Source organism: Brevundimonas sp. (assembly GCF_046295775.1).
GTDB lineage: Bacteria > Pseudomonadota > Alphaproteobacteria > Caulobacterales > Caulobacteraceae > Brevundimonas.
This window is the reverse complement of sequence record NZ_JBKBML010000002.1, coordinates 23132-38489: the sequence shown is the minus strand read 5'-3', so window position 1 is coordinate 38489 and position 15358 is coordinate 23132. Positions and strand designations below refer to the sequence as shown.

Below are 15358 nucleotides of genomic sequence, written 5' to 3'. Positions count from 1 at the left end.
CGCCGCCGGACCGCGTCCATGACCGCCGCCTCCTCTTCAGCCGCTCCGACCGGACGCCGCTCGAACCGCACCCTCGCCGCCTTCGCCGCCAGCTGCCTGCCCTATGCGGCGCTCGGCCTGCCGGTCTACGTCACCCTGCCCGAGTTCTACGCCAGCCACGTCGGCGTGCCGTTGGCGGCGGTCAGCCTGATCTTCCTGATCGTGCGCCTGGGCGACATCGTCACCGACCCGCTGTTCGGGGTCATCATCGACCGCACTTCGACCAAATGGGGCCGCTATCGCGTGTGGATGGCCATCGGCATGCCGATCCTGATGGGGTCGGTCGCCATGCTGTTCTTCGTCGGCCAGGGCGCAGGCGCCACCCACCTCGCCGTCTGGCTGGTGGTCATGTACATCGGCTATTCGATCAGCCTGCTCAGCCAGACCAGCTGGGCCGCGGTCCTGTCGCCGGATTACGACCAGCGATCGCGCATCTACGCCTTCTGGCAGGTGGCCAACATCCTGGGGGTGCTGGCGGTGCTGCTGATCCCGGTGGGCGCACAGGCCCTGGGCCACACCTATGTCGAGGCGGTCAGGATGCAGGGCGGCTTCATTGTCGTGCTGTTGCCCGTGGCGCTGCTCGTGACCTTCCTGTTCACGCCCGAGCCGCGCAACGTCACGCCGCCGCCGCACGGCGGGCTGAAGGCGACCCTGTCGCTGATGGCCAAGCCGGTGCTGCGCCGCCTGCTTCTGTCCGACCTGCTGCTGGGCGCGGCGCGCGGTCTGATCGGCGTCTTGTTCTTCTACTTCTTCGAACAGGCGCGGGGGTTCGAGCGCGAGCAAACCTCGCTGCTGCTGCTCGTCTATTTCGTCGCCGGCTTGGTGGGCGCGCCGCTCTGGGCCATGCTGGCCACGCGCATCGGCAAGCATAAGGCCCTGGCCGTCGCCAGCGTCTATTTCGCGGTCAGCTTCGCCGCCGCAACCCTGCTGGTGCCCGCTGGCAACCTGCCCGCCGCCATGGCCGCCATCTTCGGCACGGGCCTGGCGTTCGGCGCGGCCGACCTCTTGCTGCGCGCCATGATGGCCGATGCGTCGGACGCCATCCGGCTGGACGCCGGCGCCGACCGCACGGGCTTGCTGTTCTCGATCCTGAACGCGACGTCCAAGATGGGCTACGCCGTGTCGGTCGGGGCCTTTGCGGTGCTGGAATGGATCGGCTTCGACCCCGCCCCCGGCGCCGTCAACGACCCTGGCGTCATCCTGGGGCTGCAATGGCTGTTCATCGCCGTGCCGGTGGTGCTGCTGCTGATCTCGGCGGTGGTGCTGCGCCTCTACCCCCTGACGCCCGAGCGTCACGCCGAGGTCCGCGCCGCCCTGGCCGCTCGCGACGGAGAGGCCGCATGACCCCCATCGACCGTTTGAACGCCATCATGGCCCGGCTGCGCGATCCCGACGGCGGCTGTCCCTGGGACGTCGAGCAGACCTTCGCCACCATCGCCCCCTATACGATCGAGGAGGCCTATGAGGTCGCCGACGCCATCGAGCGCGGCGATCACGACGACCTCAAGAGCGAGCTGGGCGACCTGCTCTTCCAGGTCGTCTTCCATGCCCGCATGGCCGAGGAACAGGGCCTGTTCGCCTTCGACGACGTGGTCGGAGCCATCGCCGACAAGCTGGAACGCCGTCATCCGCACGTCTTCGGTGAAGAGGCCGCCAAGGCCGACGGCGCGGCCCAGAAGGCCCGGTGGGCGGACATCAAGGCCGCCGAGCGTCAGGCGCGCGCGCAGCACGGCGTCTTGGACGACGTGCCTGTGGGACTGCCCGCGCTCGCCCGCGCCGCCAAACTGACCAAGCGCGCCGCCCGCGTCGGCTTCGACTGGCCCAGCGTCCACGAGGTGATCGACAAGCTCGACGAGGAGGTCGCCGAACTGAAGGTCGAGATCGCCGAGGGCGACACCGCCAAGGCCGCCGAGGAGCTGGGCGACCTGCTGTTCGTTATGGCCAACCTGGGCCGCAAGCTGGGCGTCGAACCCGAAGACGCGCTGCGCGCCGCCAACGCCAAGTTCGCCCGCCGCTTCGCCTTCATTGAGGCCGAGCTGGCCAAGGCCGGGCGGACGCCGGATCAATCGGACCTGGCCGAGATGGACGGGCTGTGGAACGCGGCGAAGGCAGCGGAGCGCCGCTGAGCGGACCTAGTGAATGTCGGACAAGGGTGGAAAGCGGACGGTGCTCCTGTAGGCTACCGGCTCCCTTGGGACGTCAACTGGTGAAGATGTTCATGCGCTCTGCGGCTATCGCGGCTCTCACGCTCATAGCCGCACTGGGTGCGTGCACGACGAAGCGGCCCGAATATCCTTGGGTGGACACAAGGGACATGTGCGCGGGAGAGATCATTGGCGCGGGAGTGCATCGAACCCTTCCCTCCATTCCTTCCGCAAGTGGGACCGTGGTGGCCGTCAGTGGAGAACCGTTGCCCGAGGGACTTCACTACCGCATTTCATTCTCAAGCGATCATGGTGCCCAAACCATGACCACGACAAGTCCTGCCTTCTCCCTGTGCATCGGTAACCCTGAGAGGAAGAGCGACTACCAGTGGTTTGCCGAAGTCAGAGAAAGCGCGACGGGGCGAACCCTATTTCGATCTCCGGCTCCTCAACCCTTCAAAGCCACGGCACCCATCGTGGTTTTGGTGGATGCCCTTCCAGATTAGCAAGTAAGAGCCCGACGTCCGCAACGGGTCGAAAGCACACCCTGACTAGGGCACCGTAAACTGCCGCTCGAACCGACCCAGCGCCGCTGGGTGAAGGCGCACCGAGACTCGCGTCCGCCCCGCTTCGTCGGTTTCACGACCCGTGACGCGGCCGTTTTCATAGAGCCAGGCCAGGGCCTCGCCCTGATGCGCCTCAAGCACCAGCTCGCTTTCTGGGTCGTCGTCGATCAGGCCGGCGATGGTTTCGCGCAAGGCCTCGATCCCCTCCCCGGTCCAGGCCGAGACGGCGACCGCCTCGCCGTCGCGGGCGCGGCGTTCGGCCTGGCCCAGGACGACCTCGCGGGCCTCGTCGTCCAGCAGGTCGATCTTGTTCCAGACCTCCAGCACGCGGCGCGGGCGGTCCTCGGGGATTTCGATCTGCTTGAGCACGGCCTCGACATCGGCCGCCTGGGCGGCGCTGTCGGGCGAGGCGATGTCGCGCACATGCAGGATCAGGTCGGCCTCGCCCACCTCTTCCAGGGTGGCGCGGAAGCTCTCGACCAGTTCGTGCGGCAGGTCCGAGATGAAGCCGACCGTGTCGGCGATGATGGCGGGACGCCCCTGCGGCAGGCGGATCGTCCGCTGGGTCGTGTCCAGGGTGGCGAACAGCAGGTCCTTGGCCATGACCTCGGACCCGGTCAGCCGGTTGAACAGGGTCGACTTGCCGGCGTTGGTGTATCCGACCAGGGCCACCGTCGGGAACGGGACCTTCTTGCGGGCCTTGCGATGCAGGCCGCGCGTGCGGCGCACCTCCTCCAGCTCGGCTTTTAGCCGCACGATGCGGTCGGCGATCAGGCGTCGGTCGATCTCGATCTGGGTTTCGCCGGGGCCGCCTGTCGCGCCGGTGCCGCCGCGCTGGCGCTCAAGGTGGGTCCAGGTCCGCACTAGGCGCGAGCGCTCATAGTCCAGCCGCGCCAGCTCGACCTGCAGGCGGCCTTCCTTGGTGCGCGCCCGGCGACCGAAAATTTCGAGGATAAGGCCCGTGCGGTCGATGACCTTGCAGTTCCAGGCCTTTTCCAGATTGCGTTGCTGCACCGGCGTCAGCTGGTCATCGACGACCACGGCCTCGGCCTCGGCGGCGCGGACCAGGGCGGCCAGCTCGTCCACCTTGCCCGTGCCGAACAGGGTGGCGGGCGTGGTCTTGCGCAGGCGCACGATCTCTTCGGCGCGCACGTCCAGATCCAGCGCGCGGGCCAGGCCCGCCGCCTCCTCCAGCCGCTCGGACGCCAGACGCGGGCTGTCGCTGCGTCCGTCGGGGTGGATGACGACCGCCCGGATCAGCGGAACGGCGTGGTCGATGAGTTTTTGGGTCAATCAGTCTTCTTCGGCGTCGGGCTCGTACAACTGCACGGGCGCGGACGGCATGATGGTGGAGATGGCGTGCTTGTAGACCAGCTGCGACTGGCCATCACGACGGAGCAGCACGCAGAAGTTGTCGAACCAGGTCACGATGCCCTGAAGCTTGACCCCGTTGACGAGGAAGATGGTCAGCGGCGTCTTGGTCTTGCGGACCGAATTCAGGAAGGTGTCCTGCAGGTTTTGGCGTTTGTCTTGCGACATGGCAGGTTTGTCCTGTTCTTGTTTCTGGCGGCGGATCGAGCGCCGAGCGCGACCTTAGACGCCGTCGGACGGCCGTCGCAACACGCTAGATGGCCTCGTCACGCGCCTGGTCAAGATACAGGGTGCGCAGTTTCGTGGCGATGGGCCCCGGCTTCCCATCGCCAATGCGCGCGCCGTCGATCGACACCGCCGGCATGATGAAGCCGGTGGCGGAGGTATAGAAGGCCTCCCGCGCCCGCTTTACTTCCTCCACCGAGAAGGCGCGCTCGTCCAACTCGAGGCCCTCGGCCTCGATCAGCTTCATCACCGCCGCGCGCGTGATGCCGCGCAGGATGTTGGACTGGGTGTCGCGCGTGCGCAGCTTGCCGTTCTCGTCCACGATCCAGGCGTTGGTCGAAGACCCTTCGGTGACCAGCCCCATCTCGTCGACCATCCAGGCCTCGGCGGCGCCCATCTCCTTGGCGGCCTGCTTGGCCAGGACATTGGGCAGCAGGCCGACCGTCTTGATGTCGCATCGGCCCCAGCGGATGTCCGGATGGGTGACGACGGCCACGCCCTTTTCGGCGCTGGCGTTGCCCTTCGACAGAGGCATGGACCGAGCCGTCACGACGACGCTGGGCGGCGTGCCTTCGGCCGGGAATGGGTGATCGCGCCGCGCCGTGCCGCGCGTGACCTGCAGATAGACCAGGCCTTCGTTCACGCGGTTGCGGCGAACCGTCTCTTTCAGCACCCGCTCCATGGCCTGGCGGGTCATCGGAATGGGAATGCGAAGTTCGTCCAGGCTGCGATGCAGCCGGGTCAGGTGCCCGTCAAAGTCGGCCAGGCGACCGTCGAAAACCGACCAGACCTCATAGACGCCGTCGGCGAACTGGAACCCACGATCCTCGACGTGAACCGTCGCCTGGCCGTGCGGCTGGTAGGTTCCGTTGACGTAAGCCACCCGCGACATCAGTCGGCGCTCCCTTCCTCGTCATCTCCACCCCGTGAGGGCGACACGCCCAGCGACTTCAGCTTCCTGTGAAGCGCGGAACGCTCCATCCCGATGAAGGCGGCGGTGCGGCTGATGTTGCCGCCGAACCGCATGATCTGGGCCGCCAGATACTCGCGCTCGAAAACCTCGCGCGCTTCACGGAGCGGCAGGGCGATGGCGCGGTCCGCGCCCATGCCGCCGCCGCTAGAGGCCGCGACCTCCTGAGGCAGCATGTCGGCGGTGATGGGTTCGCCTGCGTCGCCGGTGGCAAGGATCAGCAGGCGTTCGACGTTGTTGCGCAGCTGCCGGACATTGCCGGGCCAGGGGTGAACCTGAAGCACCGCGACCGCGTCCTCCCCCACCCTGCGCCAGGGCAGGCCCTGCGAGGCGCTGAGGTTGTCGATGAAGTGCTCGATCAGCTCAGCGATGTCCTCGCGGCGCTCGGACAGGCCCGGCACACGGATCGGCACGACGTTCAATCGGTGGAACAGATCCTCACGGAACCGTCCTTCGGCGATCTCTGCTTTGAGGTCCTTTGAGGTGGAGGAAATGACGCGCACATCCACCTGAACGTCCTGCTCGCCGCCGACACGACGGAAGCGCTGTTCGACCAGCACGCGCAGAATGCGGCTCTGGCTCTCAGGCGGCATGTCGGCCACATCGTCTAGATAGAGGGTGCCGTTATGCGCTCGCTCGAACACACCGATCTTTCGCGGCCGGCCGTCGCCGCCCTCTTCGCCAAAAAGCTCCACGTCCAACCGCTCGGGCGTCATGCCGGCGGCCGAGATGGCGACGAATTCAGCTCGGGCGCGGGGGCTGGCCTCGTGGATCTGGCGCGCCACCAGCTCCTTGCCCGAGCCCGGCGGTCCGGATACGAGGACGCGGCTGTTGGCCGGCGCGACTTTCGCGATCGTCGAACGCAGGGCCTGGGCGGCCGCGGATCGACCGATCAGACCAATGGGCGTCATAGTCTGAGCGCGCAGGCGACGATTCTCGCGTTTAAGGCTGGCGGCCTCCAGCGCGCGCTCGACCACCACCACCAGTCGGTCGGACTTGAACGGCTTCTCGATGAAGTCATAGGCGCCGCGCTTGAGGGCGCTGACCGCCGTTTCGATGTTGCCGTGGCCCGAAATCATGACAACCGGCAGGTCAGGGTCGATTTCCTTGACCACGTCCAGCAGTTCCAGCCCGTCCAGACCGCCGCCCTGCATCCAGATGTCCAGGACCGCCAGCGACGGCTTGCGGGCCCGCACGGCGGCCAGGGCTTCGTCGGAATTGGAGGCCGTTCGCACCGCGTGGCCTTCATCCTCCAAAAGACCAGAAACCAGGTCCCGGATGTCGGCCTCGTCGTCAACGACCAGTATGTCTGCGCCAGTTGCTCGCATGTCGCCTCGCTATTCGGCCGCCGCGACGCGTTCACGCGCGGCCGCCTTGCCAGTCGGATCCAGGGGAAAGACGAGGCGCACCCGAGCGCCCTTCAGCGTCTCGGCGTCGGCCAGCCGAAGCTCGCCATTGTGGTCCTCGCAGATGCGCTTGACGATGGCCAGGCCCAGGCCCGTGCCCTTCTCGCGCGTGGTCACATAGGGTTCGGTCAGTCTGTCGCGGTCTTTTTCCGGTAGGCCGACGCCGTCGTCTTCGATGGTGAAGCAGGCGAGCCCCTCCTCGACCGTCAGGCGCGCGATGACCCCTGGCGTCGCCCGATCGAAAGTCATGCCTTGCGCGGCCCGCCGCGCCTGGACCGCCTCGCCGGCGTTCTTGAGAATGTTGGTCAGCGCCTGACCCACCATGCGCCCGTCGCAGCTCAGCGACGTGTGAGGCAAGGGCTCCATCAGCGTCACGCCGATGTCGGGCGCGGCGACGCGCTGGGCGAAGACCGCCTGCCGCAGCAGTTCGGCAGGATTTTCGGGCGCGAAGCGCGGCGCGGGCATGCGCGCAAACGCCGAGAACTCGTCGACCATCCGACCGATGTCGCCGACCTGACGGATGATGGTGTCGGTGCAACGATCAAACACCTCCACTTCATCGACCTGACCACGATACTTGCGACGCAGACGCTCGGCCGACAATTGGATGGGCGTCAGGGGGTTCTTGATCTCGTGGGCGATGCGGCGCGCCACGTCGCGCCAGGCAGCGTTGCGCTGGGCCGTTACCAGGCGGGTGATGTCGTCAAAGGTCAGCACCATTTCGCCGCCCACGCCGCCCTCGATGCGCACCCGCAGGCGCCGGGTGTCCCCGTCACGGCTGACGTCGATATCTTCTTCGATGTGCGCCTCGGCGCGCTTCACCAACTCACTCAGTTCGGGCGAGACATCCGCCAGCGGACGGCCGTTCAGGTCAGAGTCGGTGATCGCCAGCAGGTGCGCGGCGCTGTCGTTGATGGCCGAAATCCGACCCTTGCGGTCCAGGCCGATGACGCCCGCCGACACGCCGGACAGCACCGTCTCGATGAAACGACTGCGCGCCTGAGCGTCGTCGCTCGCGGCCTTCAGCGCCGTTTGCTGGTCCTGTAAGTCGCCTGTCATGCGGTTGAAGGCCTGCGAAAGCATGGCGATCTCGCCAGGCGCGCCCGTGCTGTCCACGCGGGCGTCGAGATCGCCGGACGCCACCTGATCCGCCGCACGGACCAGACGCCCGATTGGCCCGGAAATCGCACTGGCGGCCGACATTCCGAGCCACACCGCCCCTACCAGCACCAGCAGCACAGTCTCCAGATAAGACAGGGCGAATGCCGCCTGAATGCGTGCCCGGCTGTCCTGCGCCTCACGATAGGCCTGTATGGACTGGTCGCCGTTCTTCATCCGCGCCACCAGGCCCGGTTCCAGAGGCCTGACGAGGTACAGAAATGCGTCGCCGTAGGCCGGCAGGGCCGAGACGGAACGGACTACGTCCGGATTCTCGGTCACTTCCTGCGGAGGCGCCCCACCTTCGGCCGCCGCCTCCAGCGCCGAGCGCGGCGGGGCCAAATAGGGCGGCGCAGCAGCAGTTTCGCCGCGCGCCAGCACCTGACCTTCGCCGTCCAGAATGTAGATGGCGGGATAGCCGAATATTTCGGCGGCCTGGACCAGGGCGTCGGAGAACTGAATTCGATTGCCGAACAGTGGCCTCGCACCGGTCAGTTGATCGCCGATAGTCGCCAGATCCGCGTCCATCTGTCCCGAGACGTCGCTGATGTAGGCGCGGCCGATGTCGGCGCCGTTCTCGACCGCTGCCTGGACGTTCTGGCTGAACCACTGGTCCACGCCTCGATTGACCAGAACGCCGAACACCAGGGCCACCAGGATGGCTGGAGCGACCGCCACCACGGAGAAGATCGTCACGAACCTGAGATGAAGCCGGGCGCCGGGATCGCGTCGTCGCTGGGCCAGCCGCAGCACCCGGGCGCCGACCACCAGGGCCAACCCTCCGATCAGCAGCAGATTGCCGATCAGGACGAACAGCACCGCCTGACTGGCCGCCGCCTGCGCCCCGCCGCCGGTGGCGCCCGGCGTCGCCACGACCAGCCAGATCGCCGCTGCGGTGACGAGCACGGCCAGGACATAGGCTGAGATGAAGACGTTGCGCGCAGGCCCTTCCGCCAACCGGCCCAGCCACGGCCGTTCATCGGCGGCGGCGGCGTCAGCCAAGGATGCGGGCGCGTCAGTCATGCCAACGCAGCTTCCGCCACCTGTTGCGGATTTTCAACGGTCCTGTCGCCTGAAAGCGTCACTTCCGTCAGCCAAAGCTCGGAAAGCGCGGCTTCCACCGCGCCCGGCGTCTCCAGCCGGCACAATCGAGCCTTGGCGACGCGCCGTTCAGCGGGATCCAAAGGCCAGGGGGCCTGTTCGATGTACCACCCCAAATGCTTGCGGAACATTTTCAGGCCCAGCGGCAGACCGTAGAAGCCGACCGAAGCACGCAGGTGTTCTACGACGACGGCGAACCGTTCAGCCCGACCCGGCTCCGCCGCGATGGCGTCTCCACGGAGCGCGGCCTCCAGCTGCGCCGCCAGCCACGGCCGACCATACACGCCGCGCCCCAGCATCAGTGCGTCGGCGCCCGAACGATCAAGCGCCTCTCGGGCCTGCTGCGCCGTGACGATGTCGCCGTTGACGATGACGGGAATAGCGACCGCGCTCTTGACCTCGCCCACCGCGTCCCAATCGGCCTGGCCGGTGTAGAACTGCTTGCGGGTTCGGCCGTGCACAGTCACGGCCGATACGCCGGAGTCCTGCGCTTGCCGCGCCAGATCGGATGCATTGACGCTGTTTTCGTCCCAACCCAGCCGCATCTTGACCGTCACCGGCCGAGACACCGCGCCGACGACCGCGTCGATGATCCGCAGCGCCAGGTCCGGATCGCGCATCAGCGCCGATCCCGCCGCCGAGCCCGTAACTTCTTTGGCCGGACAGCCGTAGTTCAGATCGATGAGGTCGGCGCCGGCCTCCTCAGCCATGCGTGCGCCCTGCGCCATCGCGGACGGGTCGCGCCCGACCAGTTGGATGACCGTCAAAGGCAAGCCGTCACCAACCGCCGCCCGCCTCACTACGTCGGGCCGTCCACGCGCCAGCTCGGCCGACGCCACCATCTCGGTCGCCACATAGGGCGCGCCCAGCCGGCTGGCGACCTGCCGAAAAGGCAAATCGGTGATCCCGGTCATGGGCGCCATCAGCACCCGCCCAGGAATAGTCACGTCGCCAATGGTGAGGCTGTGGGTCATTCCGCCGCTTTGCGCCTGTCCAAGACCCTCTCGTCAAGCCCGAAGGCGGCGCTTAGAAGGCGGAATGACCTTGCAGACCGTTTTCGACGCCGTCGTGGTGGCCGCCGGTTCCGGCTCGCGCTCGGGCGGCGCCAAGCAATGGCGGATCCTGGGCGCACAGACCGTGGCTCGACGCGCCGTCCAAGCGCTTTCAGGCGCGCGCCATGGCGTGCTCGTTGTACCTTCCGGCGACGAGGCGCTGGGTGAAGCGACGCTGAATGGCATGCAGAACTGGCGCGTGGTCGCGGGTGCGGCGGATCGTGCGGGATCGGTCAGACTAGGGTTGGCGGCCTTGATCGGGGACGACGACGCTCCCGTGCTCATTCATGATGCGGCGCGCCCACTGCTCCCCGGAGCCGTGATCGACGCCCTTCTGGCGGCGGTCGAGGACGCCGACGGCGCCCTGCCCGCCCTGCCCTGCGCCGACAGTCTGCGCCGAGTGCAAGGTGGATGGATTGTCGGCGCCGAGGATCGAAACGGTCTTTTTCGCGCCCAGACGCCTCAAGCGTTCCGCCGCCGCATCACCCTTACTGAGGCTCTGGATCGCTGGACTGACGACCGTCCTCCTACCGACGAGGCCGAGGCAGTTCTGGCCGCCGGCGGACGCGTGCGGACCGTTCCGGGCGATCCCCGCCTGATGAAGCTCACCTACACTGAGGATTTCGCCATGGCCGACGCCTTGATCCCACGCCAGATCCGCGTCGGCACCGGCTTCGACGTGCACCGTTGGGGGCCTGGCGCATCGGTGTGGCTATGCGGTGTCGAAATCCCGCACGACCAGACGCTGATCGGTCATTCCGACGCCGACGCGGGCCTGCATGCGCTGACGGACGCGTTGCTAGGCGCGATCGGAGAAGGCGACATCGGCGACCACTTTCCGCCGACCGACCCGCAGTGGAAGGGGGCGGCCTCGGATCGCTTTCTGGTCCACGCCGTCGAACTGATCGCGCGCCGGGGCGGGCGGATCATCAATGTCGATGTCACCCTGATCTGCGAGCAGCCCAAGGTGAAGCCGCACCGCCAGGCCATGCGCGAACGCCTGTCGGAACTGCTGGCCATTCCGTTGGAGGCCGTGAGCGTCAAGGCTACCACGACCGAGGCGCTCGGCTTCACCGGTCGCGGAGAAGGCCTGGCCGCCCAGGCCGCGTGCAGCGTGGAGCTGCCGGCCTGACGCCGATCAATAGCTGTGCCGGCTCAGGCCGTGGTGGCGCAGCAGCGAGCCGAACAGATTGACATAGTCGTCCGTCCACGGCCGCACTTCGGTCGGCGCCAACTGGTTCCAGCGCCCAGTCGCGTCGAACTCGGCCAGGCCCTCTGCCGTCGGCGACAGGATCAGCGCCTCGGTCGAAGCCTCGGCCATGTCCGGGGTGTCCGCCCGCTCGATATAGACCTGATGTCGCGAAGGTACGCCCAGCGCCTGAGCCGCAGCCTGAGCCGGCAGCGTGATCTCCAGATTGCGGTTCGACAGGTGCAGGACCAGGACGCCGTCCGGCTTCAATAGGCTCAGATATTCCCGCATCGCTTCGACCGTCAGCAGGTGGGTCGGGATGGCGTCCGAGGAGAAGGCGTCGATCAGCAGCATGTCGTAGATGCCGGCTGGTTCCTTGGCCAAGGTCAGGCGGGCGTCGCCCAGCACGGTGCGGATCGGCCCGTCGGCGCAGTCGGAAATAAAGGTGAACCAGCGAGGATCGCGCGCCACCCGGTCAACCATCGGGTCGATTTCGAAGAAGGTCATGACGTCGCCGGCGCGCTTGAAGCCCGCCATCGCGCCGGCCCCCTGACCGACAACCCCGATGACGGCGTCGGCGCGGCGTGTCTGCACGATCTGGGTCGCCTGGCCCAGCGAAGTCTGAGGTGCGTAGTAGAGCGTCGGCATGCAGCGGAAAGCCGGAGACGTCGGCTGGGCCCCGTGCAGTGTCGTCCCATGCATCATGACATGCACGTCGCCGCCCAGGCTCGGGTCTGGCGTGCTGGCCACCCGCATGACGCCGAAGAAGCTTCGTTCGGACAGGGACCAGTCGTAGCCGCGCCCGACGTGCTGAGCCGACAGGTTGATCATGAACAGCGCCGCGACGAAGAGCAGAGCCCGTTCACGCAGCAGGAAGGCCCCAATGGCGGCCGCGCCCAGAATGATCTGCGTCGTCTGGATCAGGGTCGTGGCGTCGAACATGGCCCTGAACTCGGGATTGTAGCGCATGATCTCCAACGCTACGGGCGGCGCTGCGGTGATCACGGTGACGGCGACCAGGATCATGGCGTCCATGGTGCTGATCTGGCTGTTGCGCCACGGCCGCGCCAAGCCGACGGCGATCAGCACCAGCGGATATTCCCACACCATGTTGAAGATGACCGGGGCGATTAGGGCGTTGAAGGCCCCGCCCAGCACACCGCCGAGCGACAACAGCAGGAAGAACTCGGTCAGCCGGTCCGGCGGCGGCCGTCTGAGTGCCAGCAGCTGGTGACACATCAGAGCGGTGAAGAAGAAGGTGGCGATGTGGATGGCGAACATCACCGGCCAGAAGCCGGTTCGGAACGCCAGCATGCTGACGCAAGACGCCACCAGGGCGGCCTGAACCAGAAGCGTCACCCATACCGGAATGACCGGCTTGCTCGCGAAGGCGATCACGAAGGTCAGCAGGTACAGGGCCAGCGGCACGACCCAAAGAAAGGGCGCCGAGGCGACGTCCGTCGACAGGTGGGTCGTCACGCCCAGCATCAGGCTGGATGGCGCGGCCGCCAGCAGGACCAGGATGCCGCGTTGCTTCCATGTCAGGGGGGCGCTGCGGGCCAGCGGGGCCGGCTCCGCCGTTGATCGATCTTCGCGCCGACGCCACACGACGAAGGCCAAGACCGCCACCAGAAGAACGAACACGCCATAACCGCCGCTCCACAGACCGCGCTGGCCTGAAAGCGTCATCAAGGGCTCGACGAGCGCCGGATAGGCCAGCAAGGCCAGGAAGCTTCCAAGGTTGGACGCCGCATACAGAACGTAGGGGTTCTGGCCGTCCGGATAGCCGGCGCGCACACGCGCGTACCAGGCCTGCAGCAGCGGCGCCGTCGCCGACAGCACCGCAAAAGGCGCCCCGACCGAGATCGCCAAGGTGGCCAGAAGCCACAGGATCGGCGCCGCCGGGTCGGGCTCTCCCATCAGGCCGGAGATTTGCAGCGGCAGAAACAGGGCCGCAGCCAGCAGCAGCGCCAGGTGGATGCCGGCCTGCAGCCGGATCGACTTCACCCGCTGCAACAGGTGGGCGTAGCCGTAGCCTGCGAGCAACGCCGTCTGGAAGAAGACCATCGAGGTGTTCCAGACCGAGGGCGACCCGCCCAGCATCGGCAGGATCAGCTTGGCCGCCATGGGCTGGACCAGAAAGACCAGTGACGCCGAGGTGAAGATGGCCACGGCAAACAGCATGGGCGTGGCCGGATCGGGTCTGGGCGCGGCGGGTGCGCCGGTCAGTGCCGCGTCAGTCATCGATAACCCCGCTCAGCCCGCCGTCGACAGATCGGCGCATCGGACCTACCTAAACCGACTCGCAGGGCTTACGGATAGACCCATGTTCCCAGACGACATCCTGACGCAGGCACAGGCCGTCTGCGACGCCGCGGGCCGCGCGGGCCTGATGGTGGCCACGGCGGAAAGCTGCACTGGCGGGCTGGTCGCCGCCGCCCTGACCGCCCTGCCCGGCTCGTCGAAGATGCTGGACCGAGGGTTTGTCACCTATTCCAACGCCGCAAAGGCCGACCAACTGGGCGTGGCGACCGAGCTTATCGAGCAGCACGGTGCGGTGTCCGAGTCGGTCGCCCGCGCCATGGCCCAGGGCGCGGTCGCGCGGTCCCTGGCCGACGTTGCTGTGGCGGTGACGGGTATCGCCGGGCCCGGCGGGTCGGAGCACAAGCCCGCAGGGCTGGTCTGGTTCGCCAGCCAAGGGCCGCTCGGTCTCCGCGCGGAAAAGCGAGAGTTCGGCGATATCGGCCGCACCGAAGTGCGCATGGCCAGCCTGCGCCTGGCCCTGGATCTTTTGAAAGCTCAGCTGGACGCTCGTGCCTGAGGCGGAAATCATCGATGCGAGGGGCCATCGCTGCCCTGTGCCGACTCTGCGGCTGCGCCGTGCGCTTGAAGGGCGGCCGCCCGGGACGCGGCTGACGCTTCTGGCCACCGATCCCATGGCGCGGATCGATGCGCCGTTTCTAATGGATCAGCTGGGCGGGCGCGTGGTGACTTTGCAGGAAGCCGACGGCGTCCTGTCCATCACTGTCGAGACGCCCGCCTCGCCGACAGGCTGACCACGCGCGGATCGTCTTCAGGAGCCGGCAGAGCCGCACGACGGCGCGCCTCGACAGCCATCTCAAGCTCGGTGGCGAAGGCCCCGCCGTAAAAGACCGCATTGACGTTCCAGGACAGCCAGATCAGCAGGACGACGACCGCCCCGACCGACCCGTAGGTCGCGCCCAGATGGACGATCTGTTCGACATAGATCGCGCACATCCACGAAAAGACCATGCAGAACACCGTCGCCACCGCACCGCCCGCTATGGCCGCGCCCCAGGCGACCCGGTCGCTGTGGCTCATGGCGTAGCGATACAGCAGCGTCAGCCCGCCCCCCAAGCCCAAGGCCGGCAGCAGACCGTTCAAGGGCAGGCCTAGCTCCATCAGCTCACCATGGGTGTGAGCGAACAGACGCAGACCCACGACCGCCCCCGATACGACTGTGAACAGAGCGAAGGCGAACAGGGCCACAAAAAAGGCCAGCAGGTTAAAACGGAAGAAACCGTGCGGCTCCACCTCGTCATGTATGAGGTTAAGGCCGGCCAACAAGGCCTTGAATCCACGATGCGCAGCATAGGCGCCAATGACCAAGGCGATAGCGCTTTGTGCAGAGATCGTCCGCGTCGATGCGGATGCGAGGCGCTGGATTTCAGCCAGGAATATCCCCTGCGCCGCCTGGGGCAGAACATCGGCCAACGCCGAGGCCTGTTCGTTCACGGGCCCGATCGACAGGCCGAATTTGTACAGGCCGATCAGGATGGCGATGGCCGGAAAGACCGCCAGCAGGGCAAAGAAGGACACGCCCCCGGTGAAGAGCATGACGTCACGGCCCCAGCTGCGAGCGAAGGCCCTTCCCGACAGGCGAAGCCAGAAGCCGAGAGACGTCATCTCCGTGTTCGGTTTGCTCAAGTCCCGCCCCCGCGGAGGTGACCGGCTGTGCCGGACTCAAGTGTCGCACCTTAGGCTCATTTGACCGCCTTAGAAACGGTTTGCGGCGATCTGGGCCGATTTGTGCTTTCGCCGTTGCGCCCACCGCCTCGCTTGGGGGATATGCTGAGGACCGACGCCTGGGGGCGTTTTGCTGTTCCGGAGACACGC

13 protein-coding genes are annotated in these 15358 nt (G+C 67.1%); 5 read left to right on the top strand and 8 right to left on the bottom strand.

The features are described 5' to 3' along the window. Positions 1-18: 18 nt before the first annotated feature. Both ACK4I0_RS01675 and mazG read left to right on the top strand, forming a co-directional pair. Positions 19-1383 carry an MFS transporter gene (locus ACK4I0_RS01675; RefSeq protein ID WP_409607375.1) on the top strand — a complete coding sequence of 455 codons (1365 nt, stop codon included), beginning with the start codon at positions 19-21 and terminating at the stop codon, positions 1381-1383. Then, positions 1380-2165 (top strand): nucleoside triphosphate pyrophosphohydrolase, encoded by a 786-nt coding sequence (gene mazG, locus ACK4I0_RS01670; RefSeq protein WP_409607373.1) that lies wholly within the window; start codon positions 1380-1382, stop codon positions 2163-2165. The genes ACK4I0_RS01675 and mazG overlap by 4 nt, the downstream gene beginning before the upstream one ends. Before the next feature lie 569 nt (positions 2166-2734). Here mazG and hflX read toward each other — a convergent pair. The 6 genes from hflX to dusB all read right to left on the bottom strand — a co-directional run bounded on the left by hflX (position 2735) and on the right by dusB (position 9954). Next, positions 2735-4042 (bottom strand): GTPase HflX, encoded by a 1308-nt coding sequence (gene hflX, locus ACK4I0_RS01665; protein ID WP_409607371.1) that lies wholly within the window; start codon positions 4040-4042, stop codon positions 2735-2737. Continuing rightward, entirely contained in the window at positions 4043-4288 is a 246-nt protein-coding gene (gene hfq / locus ACK4I0_RS01660) for an RNA chaperone Hfq (RefSeq protein ID WP_003164861.1), read from the bottom strand. Between the two features lie 85 nt (positions 4289-4373). After that, positions 4374-5237 (bottom strand): D-amino-acid transaminase, encoded by an 864-nt coding sequence (locus ACK4I0_RS01655; protein ID WP_409607367.1) that lies wholly within the window; start codon positions 5235-5237, stop codon positions 4374-4376. Beyond that, positions 5237-6643 carry a sigma-54-dependent transcriptional regulator gene (locus ACK4I0_RS01650; protein ID WP_409607365.1) on the bottom strand — a complete coding sequence of 469 codons (1407 nt, stop codon included), beginning with the start codon at positions 6641-6643 and terminating at the stop codon, positions 5237-5239. Before ACK4I0_RS01650 ends, ACK4I0_RS01655 begins: the two co-directional genes overlap by 1 nt. A 9-nt stretch (positions 6644-6652) precedes the next feature. Continuing rightward, positions 6653-8902, bottom strand: coding sequence for an ATP-binding protein (locus ACK4I0_RS01645; RefSeq protein WP_409607363.1), 2250 nt, complete (start codon positions 8900-8902; stop codon positions 6653-6655). After that, positions 8899-9954 carry a tRNA dihydrouridine synthase DusB gene (dusB, locus tag ACK4I0_RS01640; RefSeq protein WP_409607361.1) on the bottom strand — a complete coding sequence of 352 codons (1056 nt, stop codon included), beginning with the start codon at positions 9952-9954 and terminating at the stop codon, positions 8899-8901. The genes ACK4I0_RS01645 and dusB overlap by 4 nt, the downstream gene beginning before the upstream one ends. A 64-nt stretch (positions 9955-10018) precedes the next feature. On the opposite strand from dusB, the gene ACK4I0_RS01635 reads away from it, so the two are divergent. Next, positions 10019-11164: a bifunctional 2-C-methyl-D-erythritol 4-phosphate cytidylyltransferase/2-C-methyl-D-erythritol 2,4-cyclodiphosphate synthase gene (locus tag ACK4I0_RS01635; RefSeq protein ID WP_409607359.1), complete on the top strand. Its 1146-nt coding sequence runs from the start codon at positions 10019-10021 to the stop codon at positions 11162-11164. Positions 11165-11170: 6 nt separating this feature from the next. Here ACK4I0_RS01635 and ACK4I0_RS01630 read toward each other — a convergent pair whose 3' ends face one another. Further along, positions 11171-13465: a fused MFS/spermidine synthase gene (locus ACK4I0_RS01630; protein ID WP_409607357.1), complete on the bottom strand. Its 2295-nt coding sequence runs from the start codon at positions 13463-13465 to the stop codon at positions 11171-11173. Positions 13466-13547: 82 nt separating this feature from the next. Here ACK4I0_RS01630 and ACK4I0_RS01625 point away from each other — a divergent pair, with 82 nt between their 5' ends. Continuing rightward, positions 13548-14042: a CinA family protein gene (locus ACK4I0_RS01625; RefSeq protein WP_409607355.1), complete on the top strand. Its 495-nt coding sequence runs from the start codon at positions 13548-13550 to the stop codon at positions 14040-14042. Further along, complete coding sequence (locus ACK4I0_RS01620) at positions 14035-14277, top strand: sulfurtransferase TusA family protein (RefSeq protein ID WP_409607354.1); 243 nt, start codon at positions 14035-14037, stop codon at positions 14275-14277. Before ACK4I0_RS01625 ends, ACK4I0_RS01620 begins: the two co-directional genes overlap by 8 nt. Here ACK4I0_RS01620 and ACK4I0_RS01615 read toward each other — a convergent pair. Then, a complete protein-coding gene (locus tag ACK4I0_RS01615; protein ID WP_409607352.1) occupies positions 14243-15148 on the bottom strand; it encodes a YihY/virulence factor BrkB family protein in 906 nt (301 codons plus the stop codon). The genes ACK4I0_RS01620 and ACK4I0_RS01615 overlap by 35 nt on opposite strands. Positions 15149-15358: the final 210 nt, after the last annotated feature.

Excerpts from the sequence above, each read along its gene's own strand:
- ACK4I0_RS01675 (WP_409607375.1), top strand. The coding sequence starts at position 19 with ATGACCGCCGCCTCCTCTTCAGCCGCTCCGACCGGACGCCGCTCGAAC.
- mazG (WP_409607373.1), top strand. The coding sequence starts at position 1,380 with ATGACCCCCATCGACCGTTTGAACGCCATCATGGCCCGGCTGCGCGAT.
- hfq (WP_003164861.1), bottom strand. The coding sequence starts at position 4,288 with ATGTCGCAAGACAAACGCCAAAACCTGCAGGACACCTTCCTGAATTCG.
- ACK4I0_RS01655 (WP_409607367.1), bottom strand. The coding sequence starts at position 5,237 with ATGTCGCGGGTGGCTTACGTCAACGGAACCTACCAGCCGCACGGCCAG.
- ACK4I0_RS01650 (WP_409607365.1), bottom strand. The coding sequence starts at position 6,643 with ATGCGAGCAACTGGCGCAGACATACTGGTCGTTGACGACGAGGCCGAC.
- ACK4I0_RS01645 (WP_409607363.1), bottom strand. The coding sequence starts at position 8,902 with ATGACTGACGCGCCCGCATCCTTGGCTGACGCCGCCGCCGCCGATGAA.
- dusB (WP_409607361.1), bottom strand. The coding sequence starts at position 9,954 with ATGACCCACAGCCTCACCATTGGCGACGTGACTATTCCTGGGCGGGTG.
- ACK4I0_RS01635 (WP_409607359.1), top strand. The coding sequence starts at position 10,019 with ATGACCTTGCAGACCGTTTTCGACGCCGTCGTGGTGGCCGCCGGTTCC.
- ACK4I0_RS01630 (WP_409607357.1), bottom strand. The coding sequence starts at position 13,465 with ATGACTGACGCGGCACTGACCGGCGCACCCGCCGCGCCCAGACCCGAT.
- ACK4I0_RS01625 (WP_409607355.1), top strand. The coding sequence starts at position 13,548 with ATGTTCCCAGACGACATCCTGACGCAGGCACAGGCCGTCTGCGACGCC.
- ACK4I0_RS01615 (WP_409607352.1), bottom strand. The coding sequence starts at position 15,148 with ATGACGTCTCTCGGCTTCTGGCTTCGCCTGTCGGGAAGGGCCTTCGCT.